Annotated in this window: 22 protein-coding genes; 11 read left to right on the forward strand and 11 right to left on the reverse strand. The window is 66.2% G+C overall.

From position 1 onward, the window contains the following. Positions 1-287: VOC family protein (locus AC2VLV_RS10005; protein WP_486989840.1), on the forward strand; the 287-nt coding region annotated here is incomplete at its 5' end. A 94-nt stretch (positions 288-381) separates the two neighbouring features. Here AC2VLV_RS10005 and AC2VLV_RS10010 read toward each other — a convergent pair. Next, on the reverse strand, positions 382-741 hold the full coding sequence (locus tag AC2VLV_RS10010) for a cyclic nucleotide-binding domain-containing protein (protein ID WP_486989841.1): 360 nt from the start codon (positions 739-741) through the stop codon (positions 382-384). Positions 742-873: 132 nt separating this feature from the next. Between AC2VLV_RS10010 and AC2VLV_RS10015 the strand changes: the two genes are divergently transcribed. Further along, positions 874-1902, forward strand: a complete 1029-nt coding sequence (locus tag AC2VLV_RS10015; RefSeq protein WP_486989842.1) for an MBL fold metallo-hydrolase — start codon at positions 874-876, stop codon at positions 1900-1902. A gap of 19 nt (positions 1903-1921) precedes the next feature. Here the strand turns inward: AC2VLV_RS10015 and AC2VLV_RS10020 are convergent, their stop codons facing one another. Continuing rightward, entirely contained in the window at positions 1922-2617 is a 696-nt protein-coding gene (locus AC2VLV_RS10020) for a cation efflux transmembrane domain-containing protein (RefSeq protein WP_486989843.1), read from the reverse strand. A gap of 100 nt (positions 2618-2717) precedes the next feature. On the opposite strand from AC2VLV_RS10020, the gene AC2VLV_RS10025 reads away from it, so the two are divergent. Beyond that, on the forward strand, positions 2718-3149 hold the full coding sequence (locus AC2VLV_RS10025) for a Cd(II)/Pb(II)-responsive transcriptional regulator (protein ID WP_486989844.1): 432 nt from the start codon (positions 2718-2720) through the stop codon (positions 3147-3149). Here the strand turns inward: AC2VLV_RS10025 and AC2VLV_RS10030 are convergent. Continuing rightward, complete coding sequence (locus AC2VLV_RS10030) at positions 3122-3811, reverse strand: P-loop NTPase family protein (RefSeq protein WP_486989845.1); 690 nt, start codon at positions 3809-3811, stop codon at positions 3122-3124. The two genes, AC2VLV_RS10025 and AC2VLV_RS10030, sit on opposite strands and share 28 nt — an antisense overlap. A gap of 164 nt (positions 3812-3975) precedes the next feature. On the opposite strand from AC2VLV_RS10030, the gene AC2VLV_RS10035 reads away from it, so the two are divergent. Beyond that, complete coding sequence (locus tag AC2VLV_RS10035) at positions 3976-4578, forward strand: LysE/ArgO family amino acid transporter (protein WP_486989846.1); 603 nt, start codon at positions 3976-3978, stop codon at positions 4576-4578. 18 nt (positions 4579-4596) lie between these two features. Here AC2VLV_RS10035 and AC2VLV_RS10040 read toward each other — a convergent pair whose 3' ends face one another. After that, complete coding sequence (locus AC2VLV_RS10040; protein WP_486989847.1) at positions 4597-5919, reverse strand: sensor domain-containing diguanylate cyclase; 1323 nt, start codon at positions 5917-5919, stop codon at positions 4597-4599. Positions 5920-6070: 151 nt separating this feature from the next. Next, positions 6071-7183 carry a DMT family transporter gene (locus AC2VLV_RS10045; RefSeq protein WP_486989848.1) on the reverse strand — a complete coding sequence of 371 codons (1113 nt, stop codon included), beginning with the start codon at positions 7181-7183 and terminating at the stop codon, positions 6071-6073. Between the two features lie 178 nt (positions 7184-7361). Here AC2VLV_RS10045 and AC2VLV_RS10050 point away from each other — a divergent pair, with 178 nt between their 5' ends. Next, positions 7362-7544 (forward strand): hypothetical protein, encoded by a 183-nt coding sequence (locus AC2VLV_RS10050; protein ID WP_486989849.1) that lies wholly within the window; start codon positions 7362-7364, stop codon positions 7542-7544. A gap of 3 nt (positions 7545-7547) precedes the next feature. Here AC2VLV_RS10050 and cysM read toward each other — a convergent pair whose 3' ends face one another. The 5 genes from cysM to hemC are packed head-to-tail and all read right to left on the reverse strand — an operon-like array spanning position 7548 to position 12728. After that, the gene (gene cysM / locus AC2VLV_RS10055; RefSeq protein ID WP_486989850.1) at positions 7548-8450 is read right to left on the reverse strand and encodes a cysteine synthase CysM; all 903 of its coding nucleotides are present in this window, start codon (positions 8448-8450) and stop codon (positions 7548-7550) included. A 53-nt stretch (positions 8451-8503) separates the two neighbouring features. Further along, the gene (locus AC2VLV_RS10060) at positions 8504-9727 is read right to left on the reverse strand and encodes a heme biosynthesis HemY N-terminal domain-containing protein (protein WP_486989851.1); all 1224 of its coding nucleotides are present in this window, start codon (positions 9725-9727) and stop codon (positions 8504-8506) included. Further along, positions 9727-10878: a uroporphyrinogen-III C-methyltransferase gene (locus AC2VLV_RS10065; RefSeq protein ID WP_486989852.1), complete on the reverse strand. Its 1152-nt coding sequence runs from the start codon at positions 10876-10878 to the stop codon at positions 9727-9729. The genes AC2VLV_RS10060 and AC2VLV_RS10065 overlap by 1 nt, the downstream gene beginning before the upstream one ends. After that, positions 10875-11750 (reverse strand): uroporphyrinogen-III synthase, encoded by an 876-nt coding sequence (locus AC2VLV_RS10070; protein WP_486989853.1) that lies wholly within the window; start codon positions 11748-11750, stop codon positions 10875-10877. The genes AC2VLV_RS10065 and AC2VLV_RS10070 overlap by 4 nt, the downstream gene beginning before the upstream one ends. Before the next feature lie 21 nt (positions 11751-11771). Next, on the reverse strand, positions 11772-12728 hold the full coding sequence (gene hemC, locus AC2VLV_RS10075) for a hydroxymethylbilane synthase (RefSeq protein ID WP_486989854.1): 957 nt from the start codon (positions 12726-12728) through the stop codon (positions 11772-11774). Between the two features lie 120 nt (positions 12729-12848). On the opposite strand from hemC, the gene ppc reads away from it, so the two are divergent. After that, positions 12849-15746, forward strand: a complete 2898-nt coding sequence (gene ppc / locus AC2VLV_RS10080) for a phosphoenolpyruvate carboxylase (RefSeq protein WP_486989855.1) — start codon at positions 12849-12851, stop codon at positions 15744-15746. Positions 15747-15752: 6 nt separating this feature from the next. On the opposite strand, the gene AC2VLV_RS10085 is transcribed toward ppc, so the two are convergent. Further along, positions 15753-16733, reverse strand: coding sequence for a patatin-like phospholipase family protein (locus AC2VLV_RS10085; protein ID WP_486989856.1), 981 nt, complete (start codon positions 16731-16733; stop codon positions 15753-15755). A gap of 100 nt (positions 16734-16833) precedes the next feature. On the opposite strand from AC2VLV_RS10085, the gene AC2VLV_RS10090 reads away from it, so the two are divergent. The 5 genes from AC2VLV_RS10090 (at position 16834) to AC2VLV_RS10110 (ending at position 23498) form a co-directional block, all read left to right on the forward strand. Continuing rightward, complete coding sequence (locus AC2VLV_RS10090; RefSeq protein ID WP_486989857.1) at positions 16834-17172, forward strand: PepSY domain-containing protein; 339 nt, start codon at positions 16834-16836, stop codon at positions 17170-17172. 89 nt (positions 17173-17261) lie between these two features. After that, positions 17262-17879, forward strand: coding sequence for a phosphatase PAP2 family protein (locus tag AC2VLV_RS10095; RefSeq protein WP_486989858.1), 618 nt, complete (start codon positions 17262-17264; stop codon positions 17877-17879). A gap of 29 nt (positions 17880-17908) precedes the next feature. Continuing rightward, on the forward strand, positions 17909-19288 hold the full coding sequence (locus AC2VLV_RS10100) for a TolC family protein (RefSeq protein WP_486989859.1): 1380 nt from the start codon (positions 17909-17911) through the stop codon (positions 19286-19288). 11 nt (positions 19289-19299) lie between these two features. Next, positions 19300-20379, forward strand: a complete 1080-nt coding sequence (locus AC2VLV_RS10105; RefSeq protein ID WP_486989860.1) for an efflux RND transporter periplasmic adaptor subunit — start codon at positions 19300-19302, stop codon at positions 20377-20379. Beyond that, entirely contained in the window at positions 20376-23498 is a 3123-nt protein-coding gene (locus AC2VLV_RS10110) for an efflux RND transporter permease subunit (RefSeq protein ID WP_486989861.1), read from the forward strand. The genes AC2VLV_RS10105 and AC2VLV_RS10110 overlap by 4 nt, the downstream gene beginning before the upstream one ends.

Here is a 23498-nt window from a genome sequence, read left to right on the forward strand (position 1 = left end):
ATCGCGGCGAGGCGCTCGACACCTACAGCCTCTACCACCTCGGGCTGGGCGTGGCGGGCAAGGCCGAAGTCATCGCGGCCCACCACGCCGCCGTGGCCGCGGGCGCTGAAATCGTCAAGCCCCCGCGCACCACCTGGCGCGGCACGCCGCTGCACGAACTGTGGCTGCGCGACCCCAGTGGCTATCTGCTTGAGGTCTATGCCCGGCTCACCGAGGCCGAACTGGCACAGATGCCCGCCGACAAGGAACCGACTTTCCTGCTTGATACCCCGCAGCCGCAAGCCTGAGCATCAGGGCCTCTCATGAGAAAACGCCGGGCCACCCCAAGTTTTCTTGTCCACCTCGGGGGGCTGACGCGAACGCGGCAGGTCGGGGGCGCTCTCAAAGCGCCGAGACGAAACGGTCAGGCGTAGGGCGCTGCCGGTTTTCCTTCGATTTGGTCACAGTACCGATGGCGACGAAACAGATGACTCGCTCACTGGCCTTCAGCTCGAACAGACCGCGCAGCGCGGCCGAATCCATCGACTGGCGCACGCGCTGCAGCACGATCAGACGACCCTCTGCCGATGCGCGCTGCAATCGCACTTCGCCTTGCTCGATCCAGAACACGCGCTCGGGGGTTTCGCCACGCGCGAACACGGTCTGCCCGGCCTGCAAGGTATGGGGCCGCGCCAAAGCGCGTAAGGCAGGCGGCCAGTCTGCGGGGGCATCGGCAGCTTCCCCGGCCCATGCCGCTGACATGATTGAAATCATGGGCAGATGCTGACCCTGCACGTCATCATGCGCCCCTCGCTGTCCAACTTTGCCTTTTCCATGACGCCACGCCCCCTTTTTCATCGCCTCACTCTTTCTTGCCTTGTGGCGTGCATCGGCATGCCTTCAGCCCTGGCGCAATCGGCAACGCCCATGCCGCACAACATGACACAGCATGGCATGACCGTGCACGATCATGCGTCTGGAGCCCCCGCCAAACAAACCGCGCCCAAGATTGACCGACGTACCGCGGTGCACTTCCCCGCCGCCGCGAAGCGGGCCACGCTGGCGGAAATGCGCGCGCACCTGCAGGCGCTGGGTGAAATTCAGATGGCTTTGTCCAAGAGCGAGTTCGAACTCGCGGCACAGCTGGCCGAAAACAAGCTGGGGCTCAGCTCCATGCATGGCGATATGGTCGACTCGGCCCGTTACATGCCCGCTGGCATGCGGGAAATGGGCTACGCCATGCACCAGAGCGCCAGTCAGTTTGCGCTTGAGGCGCAGAACGCCAGCGTGAGCGGCGACTTGCGCCCCGCACTTGCGGCGCTGGCCAAAGTGAATCAGAACTGCGTGGCCTGCCATGCCGCCTTCGCGGCGCAGGGCGCCAAAATCATCGCGCTGGACAGCACCGTCAAAGTGCAGCAGGACAACGCCGCCAAGGAACTGCAAGGGCTGAAGATGCTGCTGGGCGAAACCGCAGCGGGCACGACCCCCATGAGCAGCCCCGACCCGCTGCCCGGCGACGAGGCCAAGCTCACCTTGGGCGGCGTCGATCTGGAGTTGCGTCGCTTCGGCAATGGCCACTTCCCCGGCGATGCCGTGGTCTGGCTGCCCAAGCAGCGCATCGCCTTCAGCGGCGATCTGGTGTTTGCCGACCGCATGCTCGGCGTGCTCGACAACGGCAGTCGAGTGGATCAGTGGGCGCAGACCTTCAAGACCTTCGCCGCCACCCTCAAACCCGAGATCATCGTGCCGGGTCACGGCAAACCCTGCTCGCTGGCGCAGGCCCAGGCGCAGACCGGCGACTACCTTGACTGGCTGGTGCGCGAGGTCAAACCCGCGGCGCAAAACATGGATGATCTCGACAAGACCGTGCAGCGCGTGCACGCCGCCACACCCGAAGCCTTCCGCAAGCTCCACAACTTCTAGGGCATCGACAAAAAGAACATCAGCCGCGCGTATCTGGAGTTTCAGTAAGCGCATTTGCCGTGCGCTGCGCGGGCATGGCTGTGTGCGTTCGCAGTTCCACCCGCGCCAGCCGCATGATCTTCCACCCGGCGCTGATGCCCAGCGTGGCCATGACAGCGGCCACGAGCAAATCCGGCCAGCGCGTGCCGGTGCCGAACACGCCCACAGCCGCCAATAACACGGCGATATTGCCAAGCACGTCATTGCGGGTGCACAGCCAGACCGAGCGCATATTGGCGTCGCCATCGCGCCAGGCGTAAAGCAGCACGGCGACGATGCCGTTGGACAGCATGGCGGCAACGGCAATCGCGCCCATGGTCACGGCCTGCGGCGGCTGGCCCGCCCAGGCGCCCCACAACGCCCGCGCCAGCACGAACACGCCAAAAGCCAGCAGCGACGCGCCTTTGATCCACGCCGCGCGCGAGCGCCAGTGCAACGCCATGCCCAACACCGCCAGCGACAGACCGTAGTTGGCGGCGTCGGCAGCGAAGTCGAGCGCATCGGCCAGCAGCGACGCGGAATGTGCCTGCAAACCGCCAAACACCTCGACGCCAAACATCGCGGCATTGATGAGCAACGCCATCCACAGCACCCGCCTCCACGCGGAGCTGGCGGCGCGGGCGGCATTGGTGCTTGCACTGGAAGCGCAGTGGTCGTTGTTGCAGCAGCCGGGCATCGCGTGTCTCCTCGTTGTGAACAAGGCTGCATTGCACAGCCTGGAGTCACTCCAGGGTCAAGACCTACACTTCGAATCCCTGAACGCCTCAAGGACAACCATGCGCATCAGCGAATTGGCAGCGCAGGCCGACACGGAAGTGGACACCGTGCGCTACTACGAAAAGACCGGCCTGCTGCCCGCACCGCAGCGGCTAAGCAACGGCTACCGCGCCTATACCGAAGCGCATTTGCAGCGTCTGCTGTTCATCCGCCGCTGCCGCCTGCTCGACATCGGCCTGAGTGACGTCGCCCGCCTGCTCGACTATGCCGCACAGCCGCAGGCCGACTGCGCCGGGGTGGACACCCTGATCGACCTGCATCTCGGCAAAGTGCGCGAACGCATGGCGCACCTGCAGGCGTTGGAGCAGCAACTCAGCGATCTGCGCAAACAGTGCGGAGTGCAGCGCGGCAGTCCGCATCCGGTGGCGGAGTGCGGCATTCTTCAAAGTCTGGAAATCGGCGTTCAGACGCCCAAGGCGGAGAGGTCCTGATACGCGTTTTTCAGCCAGGTTTTCACCCGCTGCCGTTCCAGAATGCCCATTTCATGGGCGCCACCGCTGTGCGTCGCCGCCCAGAAGCTGCTGCTCGCGGCGTCGATCTTGATCATGGCGGCCTCGTGCAGCCGCTTGAGCGGCATGATGCGCGCGCCGAATTCCAGCGCGCGCTCCTTCTGGCCCGACTGTTCCAGAATGCCGAAGTCATCACCGCGCAACTGGTTGAGCACCAGCACGATGTCGAGGCGGCCGCCGAAACGGTCGAGCAGTGCGCGCAGCAGATCGACCGAATCGCGCCCGGAATCCATCACCTGCCAATAGCGTATCTGCAGATCGAGATCAGGCGCGAGGTCGAGCAGGCCGGATTCTTCCATCCACTGCTCCAGCGCCGCCTGGGTTTGCGCCGCCAGGTCAACGAGCACCCGCCGCTCGGGTTCGGCGCCCGCCGCTTCGACGATATGGTCGAGGCTCTCGTACCGGTCGATCACCACGGGCGAGGCGTAGTCGGCATAAAAGCGCAGCAGCGCGCCGTGCGATTTGTCGGTGTCGAAGCCGATAAAAGGCAGTTCGTGGTCGATGCAATACTGGGCCAGCAATCGGGCCATCAGCGATTTGCCGACCCCGCCTTTTTCCCCGCCTATCCAATCAATTCTGCCCATCAATTTCTCCGGAATGCCTGCCCCGCGGCAGATTGAAAACTGTGTCTGAGTCTACTGAACAGGCTGCGACAGGCCGATGAACAGCGCAGTTTCCTTTTGGCCGCTTACATGCAAAATGCGTGCCTTGATCTGCACCTCAACTGACCCCGCCGCTGATTTTTCTGATGCACGCCTATCTCTCCGGTTTCGCCCTCGGTCTGTCACTCATTGTCGCCATCGGCGCGCAGAACGCCTTCGTCCTCAAACAAGGGTTGAAGGGGGAACACATCTTCTGGGTGGTGCTGGTGTGCGCGCTGTCCGATGCGCTGCTCATCGGCATCGGCGTGTCCGGGTTTCATGTGCTGGTGGCGCGGGCGCCCTGGCTGACCACGCTCAGCCGCTACGCGGGAGCCGCGTTCCTGCTCTGGTATGGGGCGCGCAGTTTCCGGGCGGCGCTGCGCTCGGCGGCGGTGCTGGCGCCGGCCGGTGGCGGCGCCAGCCCGCTCGGCAAGACGCTCGCCACCGTGCTGGCGTTCACATTTCTGAACCCGCACGTCTATCTCGACACCGTGGTCTTGCTCGGTTCGGTGTCCACCCAGTTTCCGGGGCGTACGGCGGCGTTCGGCGCGGGTGCGGCGTCGGCCTCGTTCGTGTTCTTTTTCGCTCTGGGTTATGGAGCGCGGCTGCTGCGGCCGGTGTTTGCGCGCCCTTTCACCTGGAAAGTGCTCGACGTGCTGATCGGATTGACGATGGGCGCGCTGGCCCTCAAGCTGTTGCTCGGCGGGTGATCGCAGTCCACATCAGGATCAGTCGATCGGCGAGACCGACTGCGCTGGGGACGCGAGCAGATCGCCGGCGCGGCAGGTGCGATTGCGACCGTTTTCCTTGGCCCGATACAGCGCCAGATCGGCCTGGTCGAGCAGCTTGTGCAACAGCGGCTGATCCTGCGGATAGCTTGCCAGCCCGATGCTGACGGTCACGCCGGGTACGCCAAGATCACCGTCCCAGTCTTTGGCCTCGAAGGCCGCGTGAATATCGGCGGCGACCGCATCGGCAGTCTCGCGCCCGGCGGCGGGCAAGACCAGCACGAACTCTTCGCCACCGGAGCGGTACACCAAATCACTCGGGCGCAAGGTCTGGCGCAGCAGCATCGCCACCTGATAGAGCACTTCATCTCCCACGGCATGACCGAAGCGGTCGTTGACCGATTTGAAGGCGTCGATGTCGAGCACGCCGACGCTCAGCGCACCGCCGCTGCGTTCGCTCAAAGCGATCTGCTGGGCCAGCGCAGCCATGCCGGCGCGGCGATTGGGTATCTGGGTGAGATCGTCGATGCTGGCCATTTTTTCCAGCCGCAACTCCAGCAGCTTGCGGTCGGTGATGTTCTGCACCATGCCGACCATGCGGGTTGGACGGCCCTGGGCGTCGCGCTCGAAGACCTGACCGCGATCGTGCACCCAGATGTCGTGACCGTTGCGGTTGCGCAAGCGGTATTCCGCCTCGAAACGCACCAGTCGCCCGCGCAAATGCTGATCGATCAAGGACATGACCTGATCGCGGTCATCCGGGTGGACATTGTGTTTCCAGGTCTCGACATGCGGCGTCATTTCATCCGGGCCGTATCCCAGCATGCGCTTGAGCTGCGGGCTGAAATAGACCTCGTCGGTGAGCAGGCTCCAGTCCCACAGCCCGTCCATGGCCTGTTCGAGAGCAAAGCGCAGCCGCTCGTCGCGCGTGCTGCTTGCCCCGTCCAGGCTCAGCCGCTTGCTGATATTGCGCGCGACGGACAGAAAGTAGTCGCGCCCCTGATGGCTGAAGTGCGTAGTGTTGACCTCAACCGGAATTTCGCCGCCGTCCTGGTGGCGATGGCGCCCCACAAAGGTGTAGCAGTCGGCAGCGCGTATGACCTGGGCGATGTCGGCCCACTGCGGCAATCCCTTCACGTCCTTCTGCAGGCTGAGCACGGAGTGATGCAGCACCTCGCTGGCTTCCAGCCCCAGATCGGCATAGGCCGCGCGGTTGCACCAGAGGATGTTGGACGTCACCGGGTCGAGCAGATACACCGCATCGGCCATGTGCTCAAACAGAATCTCCAGCGACGGCAGGCCGCCTTGCTCCGCAAACGCCATGATGGATCGCCCAGCCAAGACATCCCGGAGAATTGCGCTGCGTTGGCCCGGGATGACCTGACGCGCGCTTTGCCGTGCGGCAGCGGCGCACAACAAAAAGAAAGAAGTTTAGCGATTTGTCAAAGCGCGAAGCAATCGTGCCGCAGGCGCTTCACCCGTGGCGATGTCGATGATGCGCGTCGGGAAAGTGCGCGTGCGTATGCCGCAGCGGCGCATGGTCATGCGGGTGGCTGTGCTGCGTGCCCACCGGCACTGGCGGCTCATGCACATGATCGTGATGGCCGTCATCTTTCGGCCCGCCGTGGACATGGCGATGCGTATGGTGCATCGCCTCGTGATCGTGCAGATGCGCATGGCGTTCGCTGACGTGCAGCCAGACGCCCAGCGCCATCAGTCCACCCGCCAGCACCAGTCCCGGCGTGAGGGCTTCGCCGAGCAAGAGCACGGCCAGCGCGGCACCGAAAAACGGCGCCACGGCGAAATACGCCCCTGTGCGCGCCGTGCCCAGATGCCGCAACGCGAGCACGAACAGCACCAGACTCACGCCGTAACTGGCGAAACCGAGCGCCCCTGCCGCCAGCACGATGGGCAAAATCGGCCATTGCGCGCCGACCAGCAGCGCCAGCAGCAGGTTCACCGTCCCCGCGATGAGCCCCTTGCTCATGGCGATAAAACCAGCATCGGACAAGGCGACCTTGCGCGTGAAGTTATTGTCGAGCGCCCAGCCCAGGCAGGCGCCGATCACCGCCAGCCCCGGCCACAGACTGCTCCAGTCCAGCCTCACCCCCTGACCGGGCCAGTTCAACACCACACTGCCCAGAACAATGGCTGCCATGCCCAGGGCGATGCGGCGATCGAAGTTTTCGCGGAACACAAACCAGGCCAGCAAGGCCGTCAGCACGCTCTCCAGATTGAGCAGCAGCGAGGCGCCGGCGGCCGGCATGTGTGATAGCCCGAACATCAGCAGCACCGGCGCCGCCACACCGCCGCTGAAAATCGCGGCGGCCAGCCAGGGCCACTCACCGGCTTGCAAATGGGACAAAGCCGCTTCGCCGCTCCGCAAGGCACGCAGCGCCCTCCAGGCGGCCAGGCCGATCCCCGAGCCCAGATACAGCAAGGCCGCCAGCAGCCACGGACTGGTGTCGGCCAGCAGCAGCTTGGCCAGCGGCGTGCTCGCACCAAACAACAAGGCGGCGGCCAGCGCCAGGGTGATGCCCTGATTGAGCGAAGCGTTCTGCGAAGAGGGTGTGGGAGAAGGGGGCATGAGAGGCTTACGAAAAGTACGCCGCCCTGTCTGGACGTATGGCTTGTGACGTTTGGTGAACCGGGCTTGTCTGCGGCGATTGGAGGGCTAATTTTCAAACAACATCAGTTTGTGCGAATGCCCGCATGGACATGGGCAGCCCTCTTCCCCCTCTTCTTGGCCTTCTTTTTGACACATCATGGCAACCAAAATCTATCTGACCGGGCTTGGAATTCTGCTCATAGTCTGCTTGTCCGTCGGCTTTTACATGGGCTACAGCCATGTCTTCGCACCCGGGGCCTACAGCGTGCCCGATCAGGACATCGCACAGGTTCCCCCTAGCCCGATCAGCGCGGCGAGTCACGCTGCACCTCAAAGCTGAGCGTCAAGCCGGAAACACCCCGGTGCTCAGATAGCGGTCTCCGCGATCACAGACGATGAACACGATGGTGGCGTTTTCCACTTCGCGGGCGATGCGCAGCGCCACCTCGCAGGCGCCGGCCGCACTGATGCCGCAGAACAGCCCCTCCTCGCGGGCGAGCTTGCGCGCCATGTTCTCTGCCGCGGCCTGGCTGACGTACTCCAGCCGGTCCACCCGCTGCGGTTCGTAGATCTTGGGCAGGTATTCCTGCGGCCATTTACGGATGCCGGGAATGCGCGAACCTTCCTCCGGCTGCGCGCCGATGATCTGCACCGCCGGGTTCTGCTCCTTGAGAAAGTGCGACACCCCGGTGATCGTGCCAGTCGTGCCCATGGCGCTGACGAAGTGGGTGATGCGCCCCTCGGTATCGCGCCAGATCTCGGGGCCGGTGGTCTCGAAGTGCGCCCGCGGATTGTCGGCATTGGCGAACTGATCGAGCACGAGCCCCTTGCCATCGCGCTGCATCTGCTCGGCCAGATCGCGTGCATACTCCATGCCGCCGCTTTTGGGGGTGAGCAACAGCTCGGCGCCAAAGGCCTTCATGGTCTGGGCGCGCTCGATGCTGAGGTCTTCGGGCATGATGAGCACCATGCGATAGCCCAGAATGGCGGCGGCCATGGCCAGGGCGATGCCGGTATTGCCCGAGGTGGCCTCGATCAGCGTGTCGCCGGGTTTGATGGCTCCGCGCTCCTGCGCGTGGCGAATCATGGAAATCGCCGCCCGGTCTTTCACCGATCCGGCCGGGTTGTTGCCTTCGAGCTTGCCCAGGATCACGTTGCCGCGCCGCGCATTGTCGGCGCCGGGGATGCGCTGCAACTGCACCAGCGGGGTGTTGCCGATCACCTGGTCGATCGTGAGGTAGGACATGGAAGTCTCCTGAAAGTGTCAGCGGAAATCAGCGGCGGGCAGCTTGGGCCGCTTCAGATCCGTTCGTTGGCCTTGCCCGGCAGATCGAGGGCGCAGAGATCCGTCGCCGCCTCGCGCCAATGGCGCTGCGCCTGGTCTTCTCGCTCGATGCCTTCGAGCAGTTGCGCCAGCGCAGCGTGAATCTGCCCGCGCAAACGCCTTTCGTCATCACTGCAAGACTGGATGGCCTTTTGCAGATGCTGCTGCGCCTTGCCCCAGAGCTGCATTTCGGCACAGGCCGCGCCCGCGGTGAAATACGCCTGTGCCTCTTGCGGCCAGCGGCCCAGCCACTGCTCGGTCTGCGCGACAAAACCGGCGTCAATGCCCGGCAGCATGGCGCGCAGGCTGGGCATGAACAGACCCGGCTCGGCCTGCGGGCGGTTGAGCGCGTCGATCAACAGTTGCCGCGCTTCGCCCGCCTGCCCGGCCGCGGCGAAGCCCCGGGCGGCCGCAACCACGAGGGCGGGATCGGTGCGCTCCTGCGCGGTCAGCCCGCGCCAGGTCGTGCGCAGGGCCTGCGGGTCGTCGCCCGCCTGTCGCAACAGCCCGGTGGCTGCGGTATGCAGCATGGCCTGCGCGGCTGCGGGATGCAGGGCGCCATGTTTGAGCAGAGTGCGCGCCAGCCGCAGCACGGCAGCGTGATCGCCCACCTTGCGCGCGGCCTGCAGCTCGATGCGCAGCGCGTGGGTGCGCCGCTGCACTCCGGCGGGCAGTACGCGCAGCTGAGCCAGCGCTTCGCGCGGCTGCTTGGCGTCGAGCTGCCACTGCGCCTTCAGCAGCGCACCAGCGTCGCGGGCCGGTTGCGGCAGTTGTTCGAGGTAGGCGTCGCGCCGGTCGTAGGCCTGGAGTTGCTGCGCCGACTGCGCCGCAGTCATCAGCGCTGCGGGGGCGAAATCGGCGAACTCGGCCGCGCGCTGCGCCGCCCGTTCGGCCCTGCGAAAGCGGCCGCCGAAATAGTCGGACATGCCGTTGTGCAGGGCCTGCGCGGCCAGTCGCATCCGCCGCCGCGCCCGAAACTCGGCCGCCGCCTGCGGCATGCCCAGCAGCAGTGACAGACCGCGCAGCACCAGGTAGAAAACCACGAAAGCCAGCAGCAGCAACAAGACCGCGAAGTTGAGCGATACATCCACCCGCCAGGGAGGCAGCAACACAGCGACGTTGCCGGTATTCAGGGTCGTGCCCAGCGCCAGCAGCACGGCGGCCGCGGCCAGAATCAGCACCCAGATGAGCCAGCGCATCAGGGGGCTCCGCTATCCAGCGTGGAAAGCACGGCCAGCGACTCCAGATTGGCTGCGGGATTGGCCGAGAGGTCGAGCTGGGCGGCCTGACGGGCGAGCGACAGCGCCTGCACCATGCGCGGCTGGCGCTTGTCGAAATAGGTCTTCAGCGCCTCATCGATGCCGCGCATATCGCTGCGATACGCCACCGCGTTGCGCGAGAGCAGATCGAGCCGGGCATTGAGGATGCGCAGTTTGAGGTTCTCGCGGAGGAATTCGCCCTGCTGCGGCGAAGCCAGCAAGGCGTCGCGCGAGCCCACGCGGGTGATGCCGAACAACTGCACCAGCGAGGCGCGAAAGCGCTCGAACCAGTCGCCCAGCCACGGCGCCCAGCGCGGGCCTGCGGCCGACGACGCGGCCACGGGCGGCGTACTCGACGCGCTGGTGTCGTTGTCCGGCCCTGCCGCCGAAATCAGCCGCAAACTATCTACCAGTGCGGCCAGATCGTTGAGTTTGTGCGCGGCTGCGGCGATGTCAGGCGTGACGGCGCTGCGCAGCCGCGTCAGGTCGGCCTGCACCGCGCGGCGCAGGATTTGCGCCTTGGGATTGGGCGAGCGCGCCAGTCGCGCATCGGCGCTTTGCAGGGTGGCGATGAGCGGCTGCACATTGCCGATCAGCTGCGCCTGCTGCTGCGCCAGGGCGATGAGCTGGCCGGTTTCGGACAGGCGGGCCTGATCGCGGGTTTTGGCAAAGTCTGAATACAGCGTCTCCAGCGCCTGACGCTGCGCCGCGAAGTCTTGCTGGCGCGATTCGAGTACGGCGAGCCGTGCCGTGAGATCACGCACCGAATCGTTGGCCTGCTTGGTCAGCGTCTTGGCCTCGATGGCATCGGTCGTCGCGGTTTGCAGGCGCTGCGCGATTTCCGCCTGAGTGGCATACAGGCGGTTGTTCAGCCACCACGCCATCGCCACCAGAGCGACGACGAGCGCAACGAGGACCGGCCAGACCCAGCGCGCGCCCGGCAGGCTGGCAGGCGCCGGTTGGGTCAGTTCCGCAGATGGCGGCGTGGTCGCAGGCTCAGGAGAGGCTGCCGCCGAAGCAGCAACCTGCGCAGCCGCAGACGCTTGCGCCGGAGAAGGCTCTGCCTCGGGAAGGGTGCTGGGCTCAGTCATGCAGGCATTCTAGGAGTTGAAGCACCTGGGGCGCAGACGAGGCGATGCAAAGTGGACAGCACCTCCTCGGCTTGCGCGCGGGTCAGTTCCACCCGCCCGAAACCTGCCGCGCGCAGGGCGCTGGCGATGCGCGGGTGGATGGCCAGCGCTCGCTGCGGGTGCAGCACGGCGGCGTCCAGCCCGGCGGGTTCGAGCAAGCGCTGCAGGTTATGCACGGCCTCAGTTGAGGAAAACAGCCACCAGCCGCCACTACCCAGTGCGGACTGCAGCAACGCTGCGGTCTGCGCGTTGTATTCGGGCGCCAGCCGACTGTAGGCTTCGATGACTTTGACCTTGGCGCCCGCCGCTTCAAGCTTGCGCGGCAGCAGGTCGCGCCCCGGCCCGCCCCGGAAGATCAGCGCATGGCGCCCGGCCCACGGAAAGGACGCCACTGGTCCCGGGGCGAAAGCGAGTTGCAGCGCGTTCCACAAGGCCTCGGAATCGCCCTCGCCGCCCGGCTCATCGGCCGAGCCCGGTGCGATGAGCCGCGGCCACGGCGCGTCGTCGGGTTGCGCCGTCAAAGCCCGGCGCACCGCGCGCAGACTGCCCTCGCCGACGACGCCGATGGCGCAACGCGCGGGCCAGGGCTGGCGCAGCGCCGCGAACACGGCGGCCACCGCCGTAGGGCTGACGGGGATGGCCAGATCGGTCTGTGGCAAAGCGGCCAAGGCGGCGTGAAAGCGAGGCAGATCGCCCGGCGGGCCGATGTGTTGCAGCGGAAAGTCGAGCATCTGCACACCGGCTGCGGTCAAAAGCTCATGCGCCCCTCCGGCCTGCGAGGAGGCCCGGGTGGAGATCAGCGTGGTGTTGAGCATCGTTGCCCCGCTTTGCATGAAGCCATCAAACGGGGGAACTCAATGCGAACCGAGTTGCGCCAGCAGCGCGTCGGCGCCCTGTTCGCGCAACTGCCGGGCCACCTGCTGCCCCAGCGCCTCGGCCTGCGCCAGATCGGTGACGCGCCCGCGCTGCTGCGCGTGCAGCGCCTGGCTGCCGTCGGGCAGCCCCAACACGGCGCGCAGATGCATTGCCTCGCCCTCTAACGTGGCATAGGCGCCCATCGGCGTGGTGCAGCTACCGCCCAGCCCCCGCGACACCGCGCGCTCCGCATGGGTGCACAACGCCGTGGGCGGATGATTGAGCGCAGCCAGCGCCTGCGCCAGATCGGGCCGGTCGGCGCGAATTTCGATGCCCAGCGCCGCCTGCCCGACAGCCGGGAGCATGTCTTCCGGCTCGATGACGGCGCGCACCCGCTCGCCCAGACCCAGCCGCTTGAGACCCGCTGCCGCCAGCAGGATGCCGACGTACTGCCCTTCGTCGAGCTTGCGCAGCCGGGTGTCGAGGTTACCGCGCAGCGCCTGCACTTTAAGATGGGGATAGCGTGTGCGCAGTTGCGATTCGCGCCGCAAACTAGAAGTGCCGACCACCGCGCCCGCGGGCAGGTCGGCCAGATTGGGGAAATGCGGGCTGACCCAGGCGTCTCGCGGGTCTTCACGCTCCATCACCGCGGTGAGCGCAAATCCGGTCGGCAGCACCATGGGCACGTCCTTGAGCGAATGCACGGCGAGGTCGGCGTGCCCTTGCTCCATGGCCACTTCGAGCTCCTTGACGAACAGCCCCTTGCCGCCGATCTTGGCCAGCGATTTGTCGAGAATCTGGTCGCCCTGCGTGGTCATGCCGAAAATCCGCACATCGCACTGCGGATACAGACCCTTGAGCAGATTGCGCACATGCTCGGCCTGCCAAAGCGCCAGACGGCTTTCTCGGGTGGCGATGACGAGGGACGGGGGGGGAGTGAAGGAAGTGGAGGTCATGCGCGGATTCTAAGATCGCCCATCCATCGCCCCGCCGTGCCTCCCCTTGCATTGCCCCATTGCATTGCGCATGACGAAAAATCATCTCACCGGCCCTGCGGCAGCGCAAATCCCGCGGCGATGCGGGCGCGCATCTTGCTTCGATTAGACACCGCGCTGATAGCATCAGCCCGCCCTGTTTTCGTGCCCCTCAAAACACGCCACGCCATGTCGACACGCCCCTCCGCTGCACGCAACGCCTCCGATCCCGACGCCCCCCTGTTCGACGATATCCGCCTGCTCGGACGGCTGCTCGGCGACCTGATCCGCGAACAGGAGGGGCAGGAGATGTTCGACATCGTCGAGACCGTGCGGCAACTTTCGGTGAAATTCCACCGAGATGGCGACGCCAAAGACCGCCGCGCCCTCGACAAACTGCTCAGCAGCTTGAGCCGCGACCAGGCTGTGAGCGTGATTCGCGCCTTCAGCTACTTTTCCATTCTGGCGAACATCGCCGAAGATCACCATGTGCTGCGCCGCGCCGAGCAGGATGCCGAGCATGGCGCGCCGCCGCAGCGCGACAGCGTGCGCGCCGCGCTCGAAGCACTCAAAGACTCCGGCGTGGATCGGCAACAACTCTTGCAGTTTTTCGACCAGGCGCTCATCTCCCCGGTGCTCACCGCGCATCCCACCGAAGTGCAGCGCAAGAGCGTGCTCGACGCCGAGCGCGCGCTGGCCGCGCTGCTGGTCGCGCGCGACGCCACCCGCCTGCCGCAAAAACGCGCCGACATCGAGGACGCCATGCGCGCCCGCGTGGTGCAGCTCTGGCAGACGCGGCTGCTGCGCTACGTCAAGCTGCGCGTGTCCGACGAAATCAAGAACGCGCTGTCGTTTTATGGCGCCACGTTTTTTTCGCAATTCCCGCGCCTGTATCGCAACCTGGAACGCGACATCGAGGCGCTCTTTCCCGCAGGCCAGCAAGACCCTGCCAAGACCGATCTGCCGGCCTTTTTCCGCATGGGCCACTGGATCGGCGGCGACCGCGACGGCAATCCCTTCGTCACCGCCGACACGCTGAGCTACGCCCTGCGCATGCAGTCACGCACCGCCATCGAGTTCTACATGGCCGAAGTCCACGCCATCGGCGGCGAGCTGTCGATCTCGGCGCTGCTGGCCAGCGCCAGCCAGGAGCTGATCGCCCTGGCCGACCACTCGCCCGACCTGTCCGAACATCGCAGCGACGAGCCCTATCGCCGGGCGCTGATTGGCATGTACGCCCGTCTTGCGGGCAATCTGCGCAAGCTCGCCGGGGTGCAGGCCCTGTTGCCCGAAGTAGGCAGCGCGGAGCCCTATGCGAATGCCGACGAGTTCATCAACGATCTGCGCACCATCCGTGATTCGCTGCGCCAGCACCACGCCGGGCCGCTGGCACGCGCACGGCTCGACCCGTTGATCCGCGCCGCCGGGGTGTTCGGCTTCCGCCTGGCCACCATCGATCTGCGGCAAAGCTCCGATCAGCACGAAGCCGTGCTGCGCGAGCTGCTCGCCGCCGCCGGTCTGTGCCCCGACTACAGTCATCTGGACGAAGCCGCCAAGCAGGCCCTGCTCATCCGCTGCCTCAACGACCCGCGGCCGCTGCGCCTGCCGCATCAGGTCTATTCGGAATGGACGCGCAGCGAACTGGCCGTGTTCGACCGCGCCTACAGCGCGCGGCGCGACTTCGGCCCGCGCGCCATCCGGCAATACATCATCTCGCATTCAGAGACCGTCAGCGACCTGCTCGAACTGCTGGTGCTGCAAAAAGAAGCCGGGCTGTTCCACGGCACCTTGAACAGCGCCGAAAGCCATGCCGAGCTGTTGGTGGTGCCGCTGTTCGAAACCATCGAAGACCTGCGCAACGCCCCGGAAATCATGCGCGACTTCTACGCCCTGCCGGGCATCGCCGCCCTGGTGCGGCGCTCGGGCGGCGAGCAGGAGATCATGCTGGGCTACTCCGACAGCAACAAGGACGGCGGCTTCTTCACCTCCAACTGGGAGCTGTATTGCGCCGAGGTCGCGCTGGCCGAACAGTTCGAGCAGCTCAAGGCCGAGCATGGCATCACCCTGCGGCTGTTCCACGGACGCGGCGGCACGGTGGGACGCGGCGGCGGCCCGAGTTTCGATGCCATCCTCGCCCAGCCTCCGGGCACGGTGAATGGGCAGATCCGCCTGACCGAGCAGGGCGAGGTCATCACCAGCAAGTATGGCAACCCGGACATCGGGTTGCGCAACCTCGAAACCCTGGTGGCCGGCACGCTGCAGGCCGCGTTGCTGCCGCAGACCAAGGCCGTGAGCGCGCCTCCTTCCAAATTTCTCGACGCCGCTGCCGCCCTGTCCGAAGCGTCGATGGCCGCCTACCGCAAGCTGGTGTATGACACCCCGGAATTCACCGACTACTTTTACGCCGCCACGCCCATCTCCGAGATCGCAGAGCTCAACATCGGCAGCCGTCCCTCCTCGCGCAAGGCCACCCGCGCCATTGCCGATCTGCGCGCGATTCCCTGGGGGTTCTCGTGGGGCCAGTGCCGCGTTGCCCTGCCCGGCTGGTATGGCTTCGGCAGCAGCGTGCAGGCTTTCCTCGACACCAACCCCGACGGCCTCAAACTGCTCAAGCGCATGGCCAAGCAGTGGCCCTTCTTCGCCACCCTGCTGTCGAACATCGACATGGTGCTGGCCAAGGCCGACATGCGCGTGGCCCAGCGCTATGCCGAACTGGTGGCCGACCCCAAGACGCGCCAGAAGGTGCTCAAGGCGCTGCAGCGCGAATGGCAGCTCACCACCGACATGCTGACCGCCATCACCGGCCATGCCGAGCGCCTGAGCGACAACCCCACGCTCAAGCGCTCGATCCACGCGCGCTTTCCCTACATCGATCCGCTCAACCACCTGCAGATCGAACTGATCTACCGCTTCCGCGAAGGCCAGACCGACGAGCGCACCAAGCGCGGCATTCACCTGAGCATCAACGGCATCGCGGCGGGGCTGCGCAATACGGGCTGAGGGCAGTTACAGCTTCCAGCCGCGCAGCGCCTGCATCGCCGCGTCGTAGCCGATCTCGATCGACTCCTCGGCGCGGCCGAATTCGAGAAAGCGGATGTCGCCCAGCGGCGGGCGGATGAGCAGATCGGGCGGCTCGATGCGCAGACGGCTTTCGGTAATGTGCATTTCCATCACATTCACCGAAGCCAGCAAGACCTCGAACATATTGGGCAGCGGCTCCTCGCGGTCGGCCCAGCGCTCGAACTGATCTTTGGCCGGAGCGCTCGGGGCTTGCAGGCGCTGCTTGAGATCGGCCATCACCCGCCGATAGTCGGCCGCCCAACGGCCCGCCGGTTCATCCACCGAAGTTTCACTGCGCCGGGATTTGGGCCGCACCCGTCGCTTGAGCCGACCGTCCACCACGCCATGATTGAGATCGACCGCAATCACCTGGTCCGCCCCCATGGCACGCACCACGCTGACCGGCACCGGGTTGCTCAAGCCTCCGTCCACCAGCACCCGCCCATTCACGCGCACCGGCGTGAACACGCCCGGCACCGCAATGCTGGCGCGCACCGCCTCGATCACATCGCCCGAGCGCAGCACCACCTCGGCGCCGCTGTGCAGATCGGTGGCAATCGCGGCAAAAGGAATGGACAACGCCTCGATCTGCGTGGCCGGCAGATGCTCGCGCACCAGCTCGGTGACCTTGGCGCCGTCGATCAGCCCCGAGCGCGGAAACACCACATCGAAAAACGACAGGGTCTTTCTCCAGTCGAAGGTCTTGAACGTGGCCTCCAGCCCGTCAGTGCGGCCCGCCGCGGCAATGGCCCCGACCAGCGCGCCGATGCTGCACCCGGCGATGACATCGACCCGCATCCCAGCGTCGGCCAAGGCCCGCAGCACGCCCAGGTGCGCCATGCCGCGCGCCGCGCCGCCGCCCAGCGCCAGGCCCAGCCGGGGTTTTGACGCTGAAGTTGAAGGAGAGGCATCGGACGAAATCTGCATACCGCAAGGATAAGACCTCCTATGCCACCGCTAAGACTCGCTGCCTAAAGTTTGGCTCACACCCAATCGGTGCCATGTTCAATTTTTCAGGGAGTTCATCATGTTCCAACGCAAATCCAAACTGGCCCTCGCGGCCCTCGCTCTCACCTCGGCAGCGGCTGGTGTCAGCGTCTATGCAGCAGGCCATCCGGGCAACGACGCCCGCATCATCCCCAACGCCAAAATCAGCCTGAGTCAGGCCGTCATCGCGGCCGAACAGCATGTGGGCGGCACGGCCTCCAAGGCCGAAGTCGAGCAGCACGCGGGCAAGGCGGTGTATGACGTGGAAGTGGTCAAAGGCCCGCAGGTATTCGACGTGAAGATCAGCCCGGATCAAGGCACGGTCATCGCCTCGACCGAAGACCGCAACGATCACGACGACCACGATCAGCAGGACTGATCGCTTCAACCGTCCCCGCTCCGCCGGAAATCATCCAAGCTGCGCAGGGGCGGTCTTGTTTTGCAAACCCACAAAAACAACGCCACGCCATGCTGCATTTCCCTGCTTTCTGGAATGACCTCAATCTGGGGCTCTACACCCATTGGGCCGCCCACGGCGCTGCGTCACAGATCAGCATCGACGTGGCGCTGTTCTTTGCCGAATACGCCATCTACGCCGCGCCCCTGCTGTTGATCTGGGGCTGGCTGCGCCACCCGGACGCGCTGCGCCCGCCGCTGCTGCAGGCCGCGGCGGCGGCCCTCGTGGCGCTGGGCATCAATCAGATCATCGGGCTGGCGGTGTTCGAGCCGCGCCCCTTCGCCATCGGCCTTGGCCCCGCGCTGCTGGCGCATGCGCCGGACAGCGGCTTTCCCAGCGATCACCTCACCGTGATCGCTTCGGTCGCGGCCAGTCTGCTGCTGACGCCGACATGGCGCAAGGCGGGTCTGCTGCTGGCGCTGCTCGGCCTGCCTGTAGCCTGGGCGCGGGTGTATCTCGGCGTGCATTGGCCGCTGGACATGGCGGGGGCCGCGCTGGCGGGACTGATGGCCGCGCTCGTCGTCCATCTGGCGCGGCATCGTCTGCTGGAACCCGCGATGCCTTTACTCACTGGCCTCTATCGCAAGCTGTTCGCACCGGCCATTCGTCAAGGTTGGGTTTTACGATGAAGCAAATTGTTACGCCAAAACACGCTGCCATGACGGCTCCCCATTTATCCCGCGCCGTTCTGCTCGCCGCTCTGCTTCTAGGCGGTTGCGCCAGCTATCACCCTGAGCCGCTACCGACTTCCGCCGATCTGGCCGCATCGGCGAACAGCCTGGATGTGGCGCGCGGCAAGATCGCGCTGCCCGCGCTGGCGCATTACAACTTCGATACCGCCAAGCCGCTGGACGCCACCGGGTTGGCCATCTTCGCCGTGCTCAACAACCCGCAGCTCAAGGCCGAGCGCGCCCGGCTGGGCGTGGCGCGCGCGCAAGCCTTCGACGCCGGGCTGCTGCCCGATCCGCAACTCAGCCTGTCGCAAGACTTCCCCGGCAACAGCGCCGGAGCAACGACTTCGGCGTACAACCTCGGACTGTCCTACGACATCGCCGCGCTCATCACCCACCACGCCGCGCAAAGCGCCGCACAGCACGCCGCCACCCAAGTCAATCTGCAGGTGCTGTGGGCCGAATGGCAGACCGTGGCGCAAGCCCGCCTGCTCTACACCCGGATCACCGGCAACACCGCGCGGCTGGGCATTCTGGAACAGGAGCGCAGCCTGTTCACGCAACGCCTGCAGCGCAGTCAAGCCGCGCTGGCGCAGGGCAATGTGACCCGGCTGGATGTGGACGCGCAGCTCGTCCCGCTGCAAGCCCTCACCCAGACCATCCAGCAGATCGAACGCCAGCAGCTCGGCCTGCTATCGCGGCTCCATGCCCTGCTCGGGCTGCAGGCCGATGTGCCGCTACCGCTGGCCGCGCCCTCTGAACAAGCTGCGCCCACCGCCGCGCAGGTGGATGCAGCGCTGAATACCCTGCCGCATATCCGCCCCGATCTGATGGCGCTACAGGCCGGCTATGCCGCGCAGGAGCAGAAGGTCTGGCAGGCCGTGCTCGGCCAGTTCCCAGCCTTCAACCTTGGCTTCACCCGAGCGCGAGATACCGCTGGGGTGAACACCGTGGGCTTTGGCGTGAACATCAGCCTGCCTTTGTTCAACCGCAATCAGGGGGTGATCGCCACGCAGCGCGCCACCCGCGCGCAACTCCAGGCCGACTACCAGGCCCGGCTCGATCAGGCCGATGCCGATGTACGGCAGGCGCAGGCCGACATCGCGCTCCTGCAGCAGCAGCGTCAGACTCTGCAGGACGCCCTGCCCGCGCTGGCATCGGCAGATGCCGCCGCACAGCAGGCGCTGCAGCAGGGCGGCATGAGCCTGCTGGAATTCATCAACCAGCGCACCGCCCTGCTCGACCAGCGCCTGGCGCTGCAAGCCAACGCGCAACAGCGCGCCGAGCAAATTCTGGCCTTGCAACTGCTCACCGGTCTTGGCCCCTACCGTCAGGCCGCCGCCCTCGTTCCACCGTCCAAACCCTGAGCCGCACCGCTATGACCCTGCCCACTCGTGCCCGCCGCGCCCGCATCGCCCTTCTCGCCGCACTGAGTCTGCCCTCGCTTTTCCTGACCCTTGGCAGCCTGCCGAGTGCGTTCGCTGCAGACAGCCCCATCTCCGCACAGGTACAGACCGCGCCGCTGCAACGCGGCGAGCTGCTGCACACCCTGCGCGCCTACGCCGTGGTGCAGGTGCCCGCCAGCCAGACTCAGGCCATCACCTTCCAGCATGCCATGCAGGTGCAAACCGTGGCCGTGCATGTCGGCCAGGCCGTGCGCAAGGGCGCGGTGCTGGCCACGCTGCACAGCGATGCCAGTACCGCGCTGGCCTACAGCCAGGCGCAGGCCGCCGTCTCTTTTGCGCAGGGCGAGCTCGACCGCATGACCGCGCTCAAGGCGCAACAGCTCGCGACGCAGGCGCAGGTCGATGTGGCGCGCAAGGCCCTGACCGACGCGCAGGCGCAACTGCACAGCCTGCAGCAGCAAGGCGCGGGGCAGGCGGCGACGCGGGTGCTGGCGCCGCAAGACGGCATCGTGCTGGCGGTGAACGCCGCGCCAGGCGATCTGCTCGCTGTCGGCAGCCCGCTGCTGCAAATCGGGCGCGGCGGCAGTCTGCAAGCGCTGGCCGGCGTGCCGCCGGAGGACGCGCAGCGCCTGCAACCCGGGCAGCCCGTGCGGCTGATCTCGGTGTTCGACCCCGCGCAGCACTGGCAGGGCACGATCCGCAGCGTTGGAGCGGCCATCAACCCCAAGACCCAGCGACTGGACGTGCTAATGGCGCTGCCAGCGCAGGCCAGCCTTCCTCCGCCCGGAGCCAGCGTGCAAGCCGACATGGTGCTCGGTCGCTGGCGCGGCTGGGTCGTGCCGCGCGACGCCGTGCTGCAGGACGAGCGCGGCGCTTTCGTGTTTCAGGACGACCACGGCAAGGCGCTGCGCGTGCCCGTGCAGATCGCCATAGAAAGCGGCCTGCAAACCGGCATCACCGGCGCTTTGAACCCTGCTTTGCCGCTGGTCGTCGCCGGCAACTATGAACTTCGCCCCGGCATGGCGCTGCGCGTGACAGGAGCCCAGCGATGAGCGGCGCCTCGGTCTGGCTGCAACGCCATCGACGCTCCGTCTTGTTTCTGCTCGCGCTGCTGGCGGTCGGCGGGGTGTTTGCCGCCTTCAAGCTGCCCGTGAGCCTGTTTCCGAATGTGGACTTTCCCCGCGTGGTCGTCAGCGCCGACGCGGGCGACCGCCCCGCCAGCCAGATGATGTTGCAAGTCACGCAGCCGCTGGAGCAGGCGGTGCGCCGCGTGCCGGGCGTGGTGGATGTGCGATCCACCACCAGTCGCGGCACGGCAGATATTTCGGTGAGCTTCGACTGGGGCACACCCATGGCGCTGGCCGCGGTGCAGGTCAACGAAGCCGTGACGCAGATGCTGCCGCAACTGCCGCCGGGCGCCCAGGTGTCGAGCAAGCGCATGGACCCGACGGTCGATCCGGTCATCGCCTACAGCCTGACGTCCAAAACGCTCACCCCCACCCAGCTCTACGACCTGGCCGAATTCCAGTTGCGGCCACTGCTGTCCAGCATCGGCGGGGTGGCGCGGGTACAGATTCAGGGCGGCGCGCAGGAGGAATATCACGTCACCCTCGATGCGCTGAAGCTGCAGGCGCTGGGTCTGGCGCTGCAGGATGTGAGCAATGCGGTCAGCGCCGCCAACGGCGTGCAGGCCGTGGGCCATCTGCAAGACCGCTACAAGCTCCTGCTCGCCCTGGCCGACTCGCGCCTGCATGATGGCGCGCAGATCGGCGACATCGTGCTGCGGGCCGGGCCGGACGGCGTCATTCGGCTCAAAGACGTGGCGCGCATCTCGCGCAGCACCGTGCCGCAATGGGTGCGCATCACCGCGAACGGGCAGGACGCCGTGCTGCTCAACATCTACCAGCAACCCGGCGGCAACACCGTGCAGATCGCCCGCCATGTGCGCGAACTGCTCGCAAAAACCCCGCTGCCGCCCGGCGCACATCTGGCCAGTTGGTACGACCAGAGCACCCTGGTGGTGGACAGCGCCGCCAGCGTGCGCGACGCCATTCTGATTGGCGTGCTGCTGGCCGCCGGGGTGCTGCTGCTGTTTTTGCGCAGCCTGAAAATCACCCTGATCGCGGTCATCACCGTGCCCTCGGTGCTGGCCGCCACCGTCGTGCTGCTTTACGCCCTCGGCATGAGTTTCAACATCATGACCCTGGGCGGCATGGCGGCTGCGGTGGGGCTGGTGATCGACGACGCCATCGTGATGAGCGAGCACATCGTGCGGCGATTGAGTGAAGCGCGGCATCGGGGCGAAGCGCAAGCGCGGCACAGCGGCATCCTGCACGCCGCGATGGAGTATTTGCGGCCGCTGGCCGGGTCGAGCGCCTCGACCGTGGTCATCTTCCTGCCGCTGGCCTTCCTCTCCGGCGTGACTGGCGCGTTTTTCAAGGCGCTGTCGCTGACCATGGCTGCCGCCCTCGTCATCTCCTTTTTCGTCGCCTGGCTGGCCGTGCCGTTGCTGGCCGACAAGCTGCTCACCCCCAAGGACATCGCGCGCGAAGCGCAGCGTGAAAACGGCCGCTGGCTCTCTGCCGTGCAGCGCGGCTACGCCCGGGTGCTGGGCGCCAGCCTTCGTCGCCCCTGGCTGGCCGCACTGGGGCTGGTGCCGCTGCTGCTCGCGGGCTGGCTGGCTTATGGGCAGGTGGGCAGCGGCTTCATGCCGCATATGGATGAAGGCGGCTTCATTCTCGACTACCGCACGCCGCCCGGCACCTCGCTAACCGAGACCGACCGCATCCTGTCGCAGGTGGCGCAGATTCTGCGCACCACGCCCGAAGTGCAGACCTGGTCGCGCCGCACCGGAGCGCAGCTCGGCGGCGGCGTGACCGAAGCCAACGAGGGCGACTTTTTCGTGCGATTGAAGCCCCCGCCGCGCAAGTCGATCGACGTGGTGATGGAGGAGGTGCGCCAGCGCATCGAAACCCAGGTTCCGGGCGTAAAAATCGAGCTCGCGCAGTTGATGGAAGACCTCATCGGCGACCTCACCGCCGTGCCGCAGCCGGTGGAGATCAAAATCTTCGACGACAACCCTCAGCAGCTCGCCCAGCTTGCGCACCGCACTGCGGCGGCCATCGGCAAGATTCCCGGCATCGTCGATGTGCGCAGCGGCATCAAGCCCGCGGGCGACGCGCTCGACATTCACATCAACCCCACCCGCGCCGCGCTCGAAGGCGTCGATCCGCAGCAGGTGCAGCAGCAGTTGCAGACCCTCATCGGCGGCAGCGTGGTGACGCAAATTCAGCAAGGCCCGAAGATGGTCGGCGTGCGGCTGTGGACGCCGCTGGCGCTGCGCCAGACCACCGACGACATCGCCCGCCTGCCGCTGCGCGCACTCGACGGCCATGTGTTCACCCTGGGGCGCATCGCCACCCTCAAGGTGCTGACTGGCCAGCCGGAAATTCACCGCGACAACCTCAAGGCGATGGCGGCCGTCACCGCACGCATCAGCGGTCGAGACCTGGGCTCAACCATTGCTGACGTGAAAAAACTCATTGACGCGCCGGGCTACTTTCCACCCGGCATCTATGCCCAGCTCGGCGGCCTGTACAAGCAGCAGCAAATCGCGTTTCAGGGCCTGATCAGCGTGCTCGGCGCGGCCGTGTTGCTGGTGTTTCTGCTGCTGCTGTTTCTGTATGAGCGTTTCAAGGTGGCGATCGCCATTCTGTCCATGCCGCTGTTGGCGCTGCCTGCGGTGTTCATCGGCCTGTGGGCGGCGGGCATCGAGCTGAACATCTCGGCCATGATGGGCATGACCATGATCGTGGGCATCGTCACCGAAGTCGCCATCTTCTACTTCAGCGAAGTGCAGTCTTTGCTGCACGAGCACCCTGAGCAGGGTCTGGATGCCGCACTGGTGGCCGCCGGACAGAACCGCATGCGCCCCATCGCCATGACCACGCTGGCTGCCATGCTCACCCTGGCGCCGCTGGCCCTCGCGCTGGGCCAGGGTTCGGCCATGCAACAGCCGCTGGCGGTGGCCATCATTGCCGGGCTGACGGTGCAGATGCCGCTGGTGCTGCTGCTCATGCCCGTGCTGTTCAAGCTGATGCGCGGCAGGCTGGACGACGCGCCGCCGAACGACAATCTGCCTTTGTCTGCAGTCTCCGCCCCTACCGAGTGA

Source organism: Thiomonas sp. TH-17 (assembly GCF_057473305.1).

What these genes read in the sequence shown, in the direction of transcription:
- AC2VLV_RS10050 (WP_486989849.1), top strand. Translation starts at nt 7,362, where the DNA reads ATGGCAACCAAAATCTATCTGACCGGGCTTGGAATTCTGCTCATAGTC.
- AC2VLV_RS10100 (WP_486989859.1), top strand. Translation starts at nt 17,909, where the DNA reads ATGACGGCTCCCCATTTATCCCGCGCCGTTCTGCTCGCCGCTCTGCTT.
- AC2VLV_RS10085 (WP_486989856.1), bottom strand. Translation starts at nt 16,733, where the DNA reads ATGCAGATTTCGTCCGATGCCTCTCCTTCAACTTCAGCGTCAAAACCC.
- AC2VLV_RS10090 (WP_486989857.1), top strand. Translation starts at nt 16,834, where the DNA reads ATGTTCCAACGCAAATCCAAACTGGCCCTCGCGGCCCTCGCTCTCACC.
- AC2VLV_RS10035 (WP_486989846.1), top strand. Translation starts at nt 3,976, where the DNA reads ATGCACGCCTATCTCTCCGGTTTCGCCCTCGGTCTGTCACTCATTGTC.
- hemC (WP_486989854.1), bottom strand. Translation starts at nt 12,728, where the DNA reads ATGACCTCCACTTCCTTCACTCCCCCCCCGTCCCTCGTCATCGCCACC.
- cysM (WP_486989850.1), bottom strand. Translation starts at nt 8,450, where the DNA reads ATGTCCTACCTCACGATCGACCAGGTGATCGGCAACACCCCGCTGGTG.
- AC2VLV_RS10025 (WP_486989844.1), top strand. Translation starts at nt 2,718, where the DNA reads ATGCGCATCAGCGAATTGGCAGCGCAGGCCGACACGGAAGTGGACACC.
- AC2VLV_RS10070 (WP_486989853.1), bottom strand. Translation starts at nt 11,750, where the DNA reads ATGCAAAGCGGGGCAACGATGCTCAACACCACGCTGATCTCCACCCGG.
- AC2VLV_RS10045 (WP_486989848.1), bottom strand. Translation starts at nt 7,183, where the DNA reads ATGCCCCCTTCTCCCACACCCTCTTCGCAGAACGCTTCGCTCAATCAG.
- AC2VLV_RS10060 (WP_486989851.1), bottom strand. Translation starts at nt 9,727, where the DNA reads ATGCGCTGGCTCATCTGGGTGCTGATTCTGGCCGCGGCCGCCGTGCTG.
- ppc (WP_486989855.1), top strand. Translation starts at nt 12,849, where the DNA reads ATGCGGGCGCGCATCTTGCTTCGATTAGACACCGCGCTGATAGCATCA.
- AC2VLV_RS10015 (WP_486989842.1), top strand. Translation starts at nt 874, where the DNA reads ATGCCTTCAGCCCTGGCGCAATCGGCAACGCCCATGCCGCACAACATG.
- AC2VLV_RS10030 (WP_486989845.1), bottom strand. Translation starts at nt 3,811, where the DNA reads ATGGGCAGAATTGATTGGATAGGCGGGGAAAAAGGCGGGGTCGGCAAA.
- AC2VLV_RS10105 (WP_486989860.1), top strand. Translation starts at nt 19,300, where the DNA reads ATGACCCTGCCCACTCGTGCCCGCCGCGCCCGCATCGCCCTTCTCGCC.
- AC2VLV_RS10065 (WP_486989852.1), bottom strand. Translation starts at nt 10,878, where the DNA reads ATGACTGAGCCCAGCACCCTTCCCGAGGCAGAGCCTTCTCCGGCGCAA.
- AC2VLV_RS10110 (WP_486989861.1), top strand. Translation starts at nt 20,376, where the DNA reads ATGAGCGGCGCCTCGGTCTGGCTGCAACGCCATCGACGCTCCGTCTTG.
- AC2VLV_RS10010 (WP_486989841.1), bottom strand. Translation starts at nt 741, where the DNA reads ATGTCAGCGGCATGGGCCGGGGAAGCTGCCGATGCCCCCGCAGACTGG.
- AC2VLV_RS10095 (WP_486989858.1), top strand. Translation starts at nt 17,262, where the DNA reads ATGCTGCATTTCCCTGCTTTCTGGAATGACCTCAATCTGGGGCTCTAC.
- AC2VLV_RS10040 (WP_486989847.1), bottom strand. Translation starts at nt 5,919, where the DNA reads ATGGCGTTTGCGGAGCAAGGCGGCCTGCCGTCGCTGGAGATTCTGTTT.
- AC2VLV_RS10020 (WP_486989843.1), bottom strand. Translation starts at nt 2,617, where the DNA reads ATGCCCGGCTGCTGCAACAACGACCACTGCGCTTCCAGTGCAAGCACC.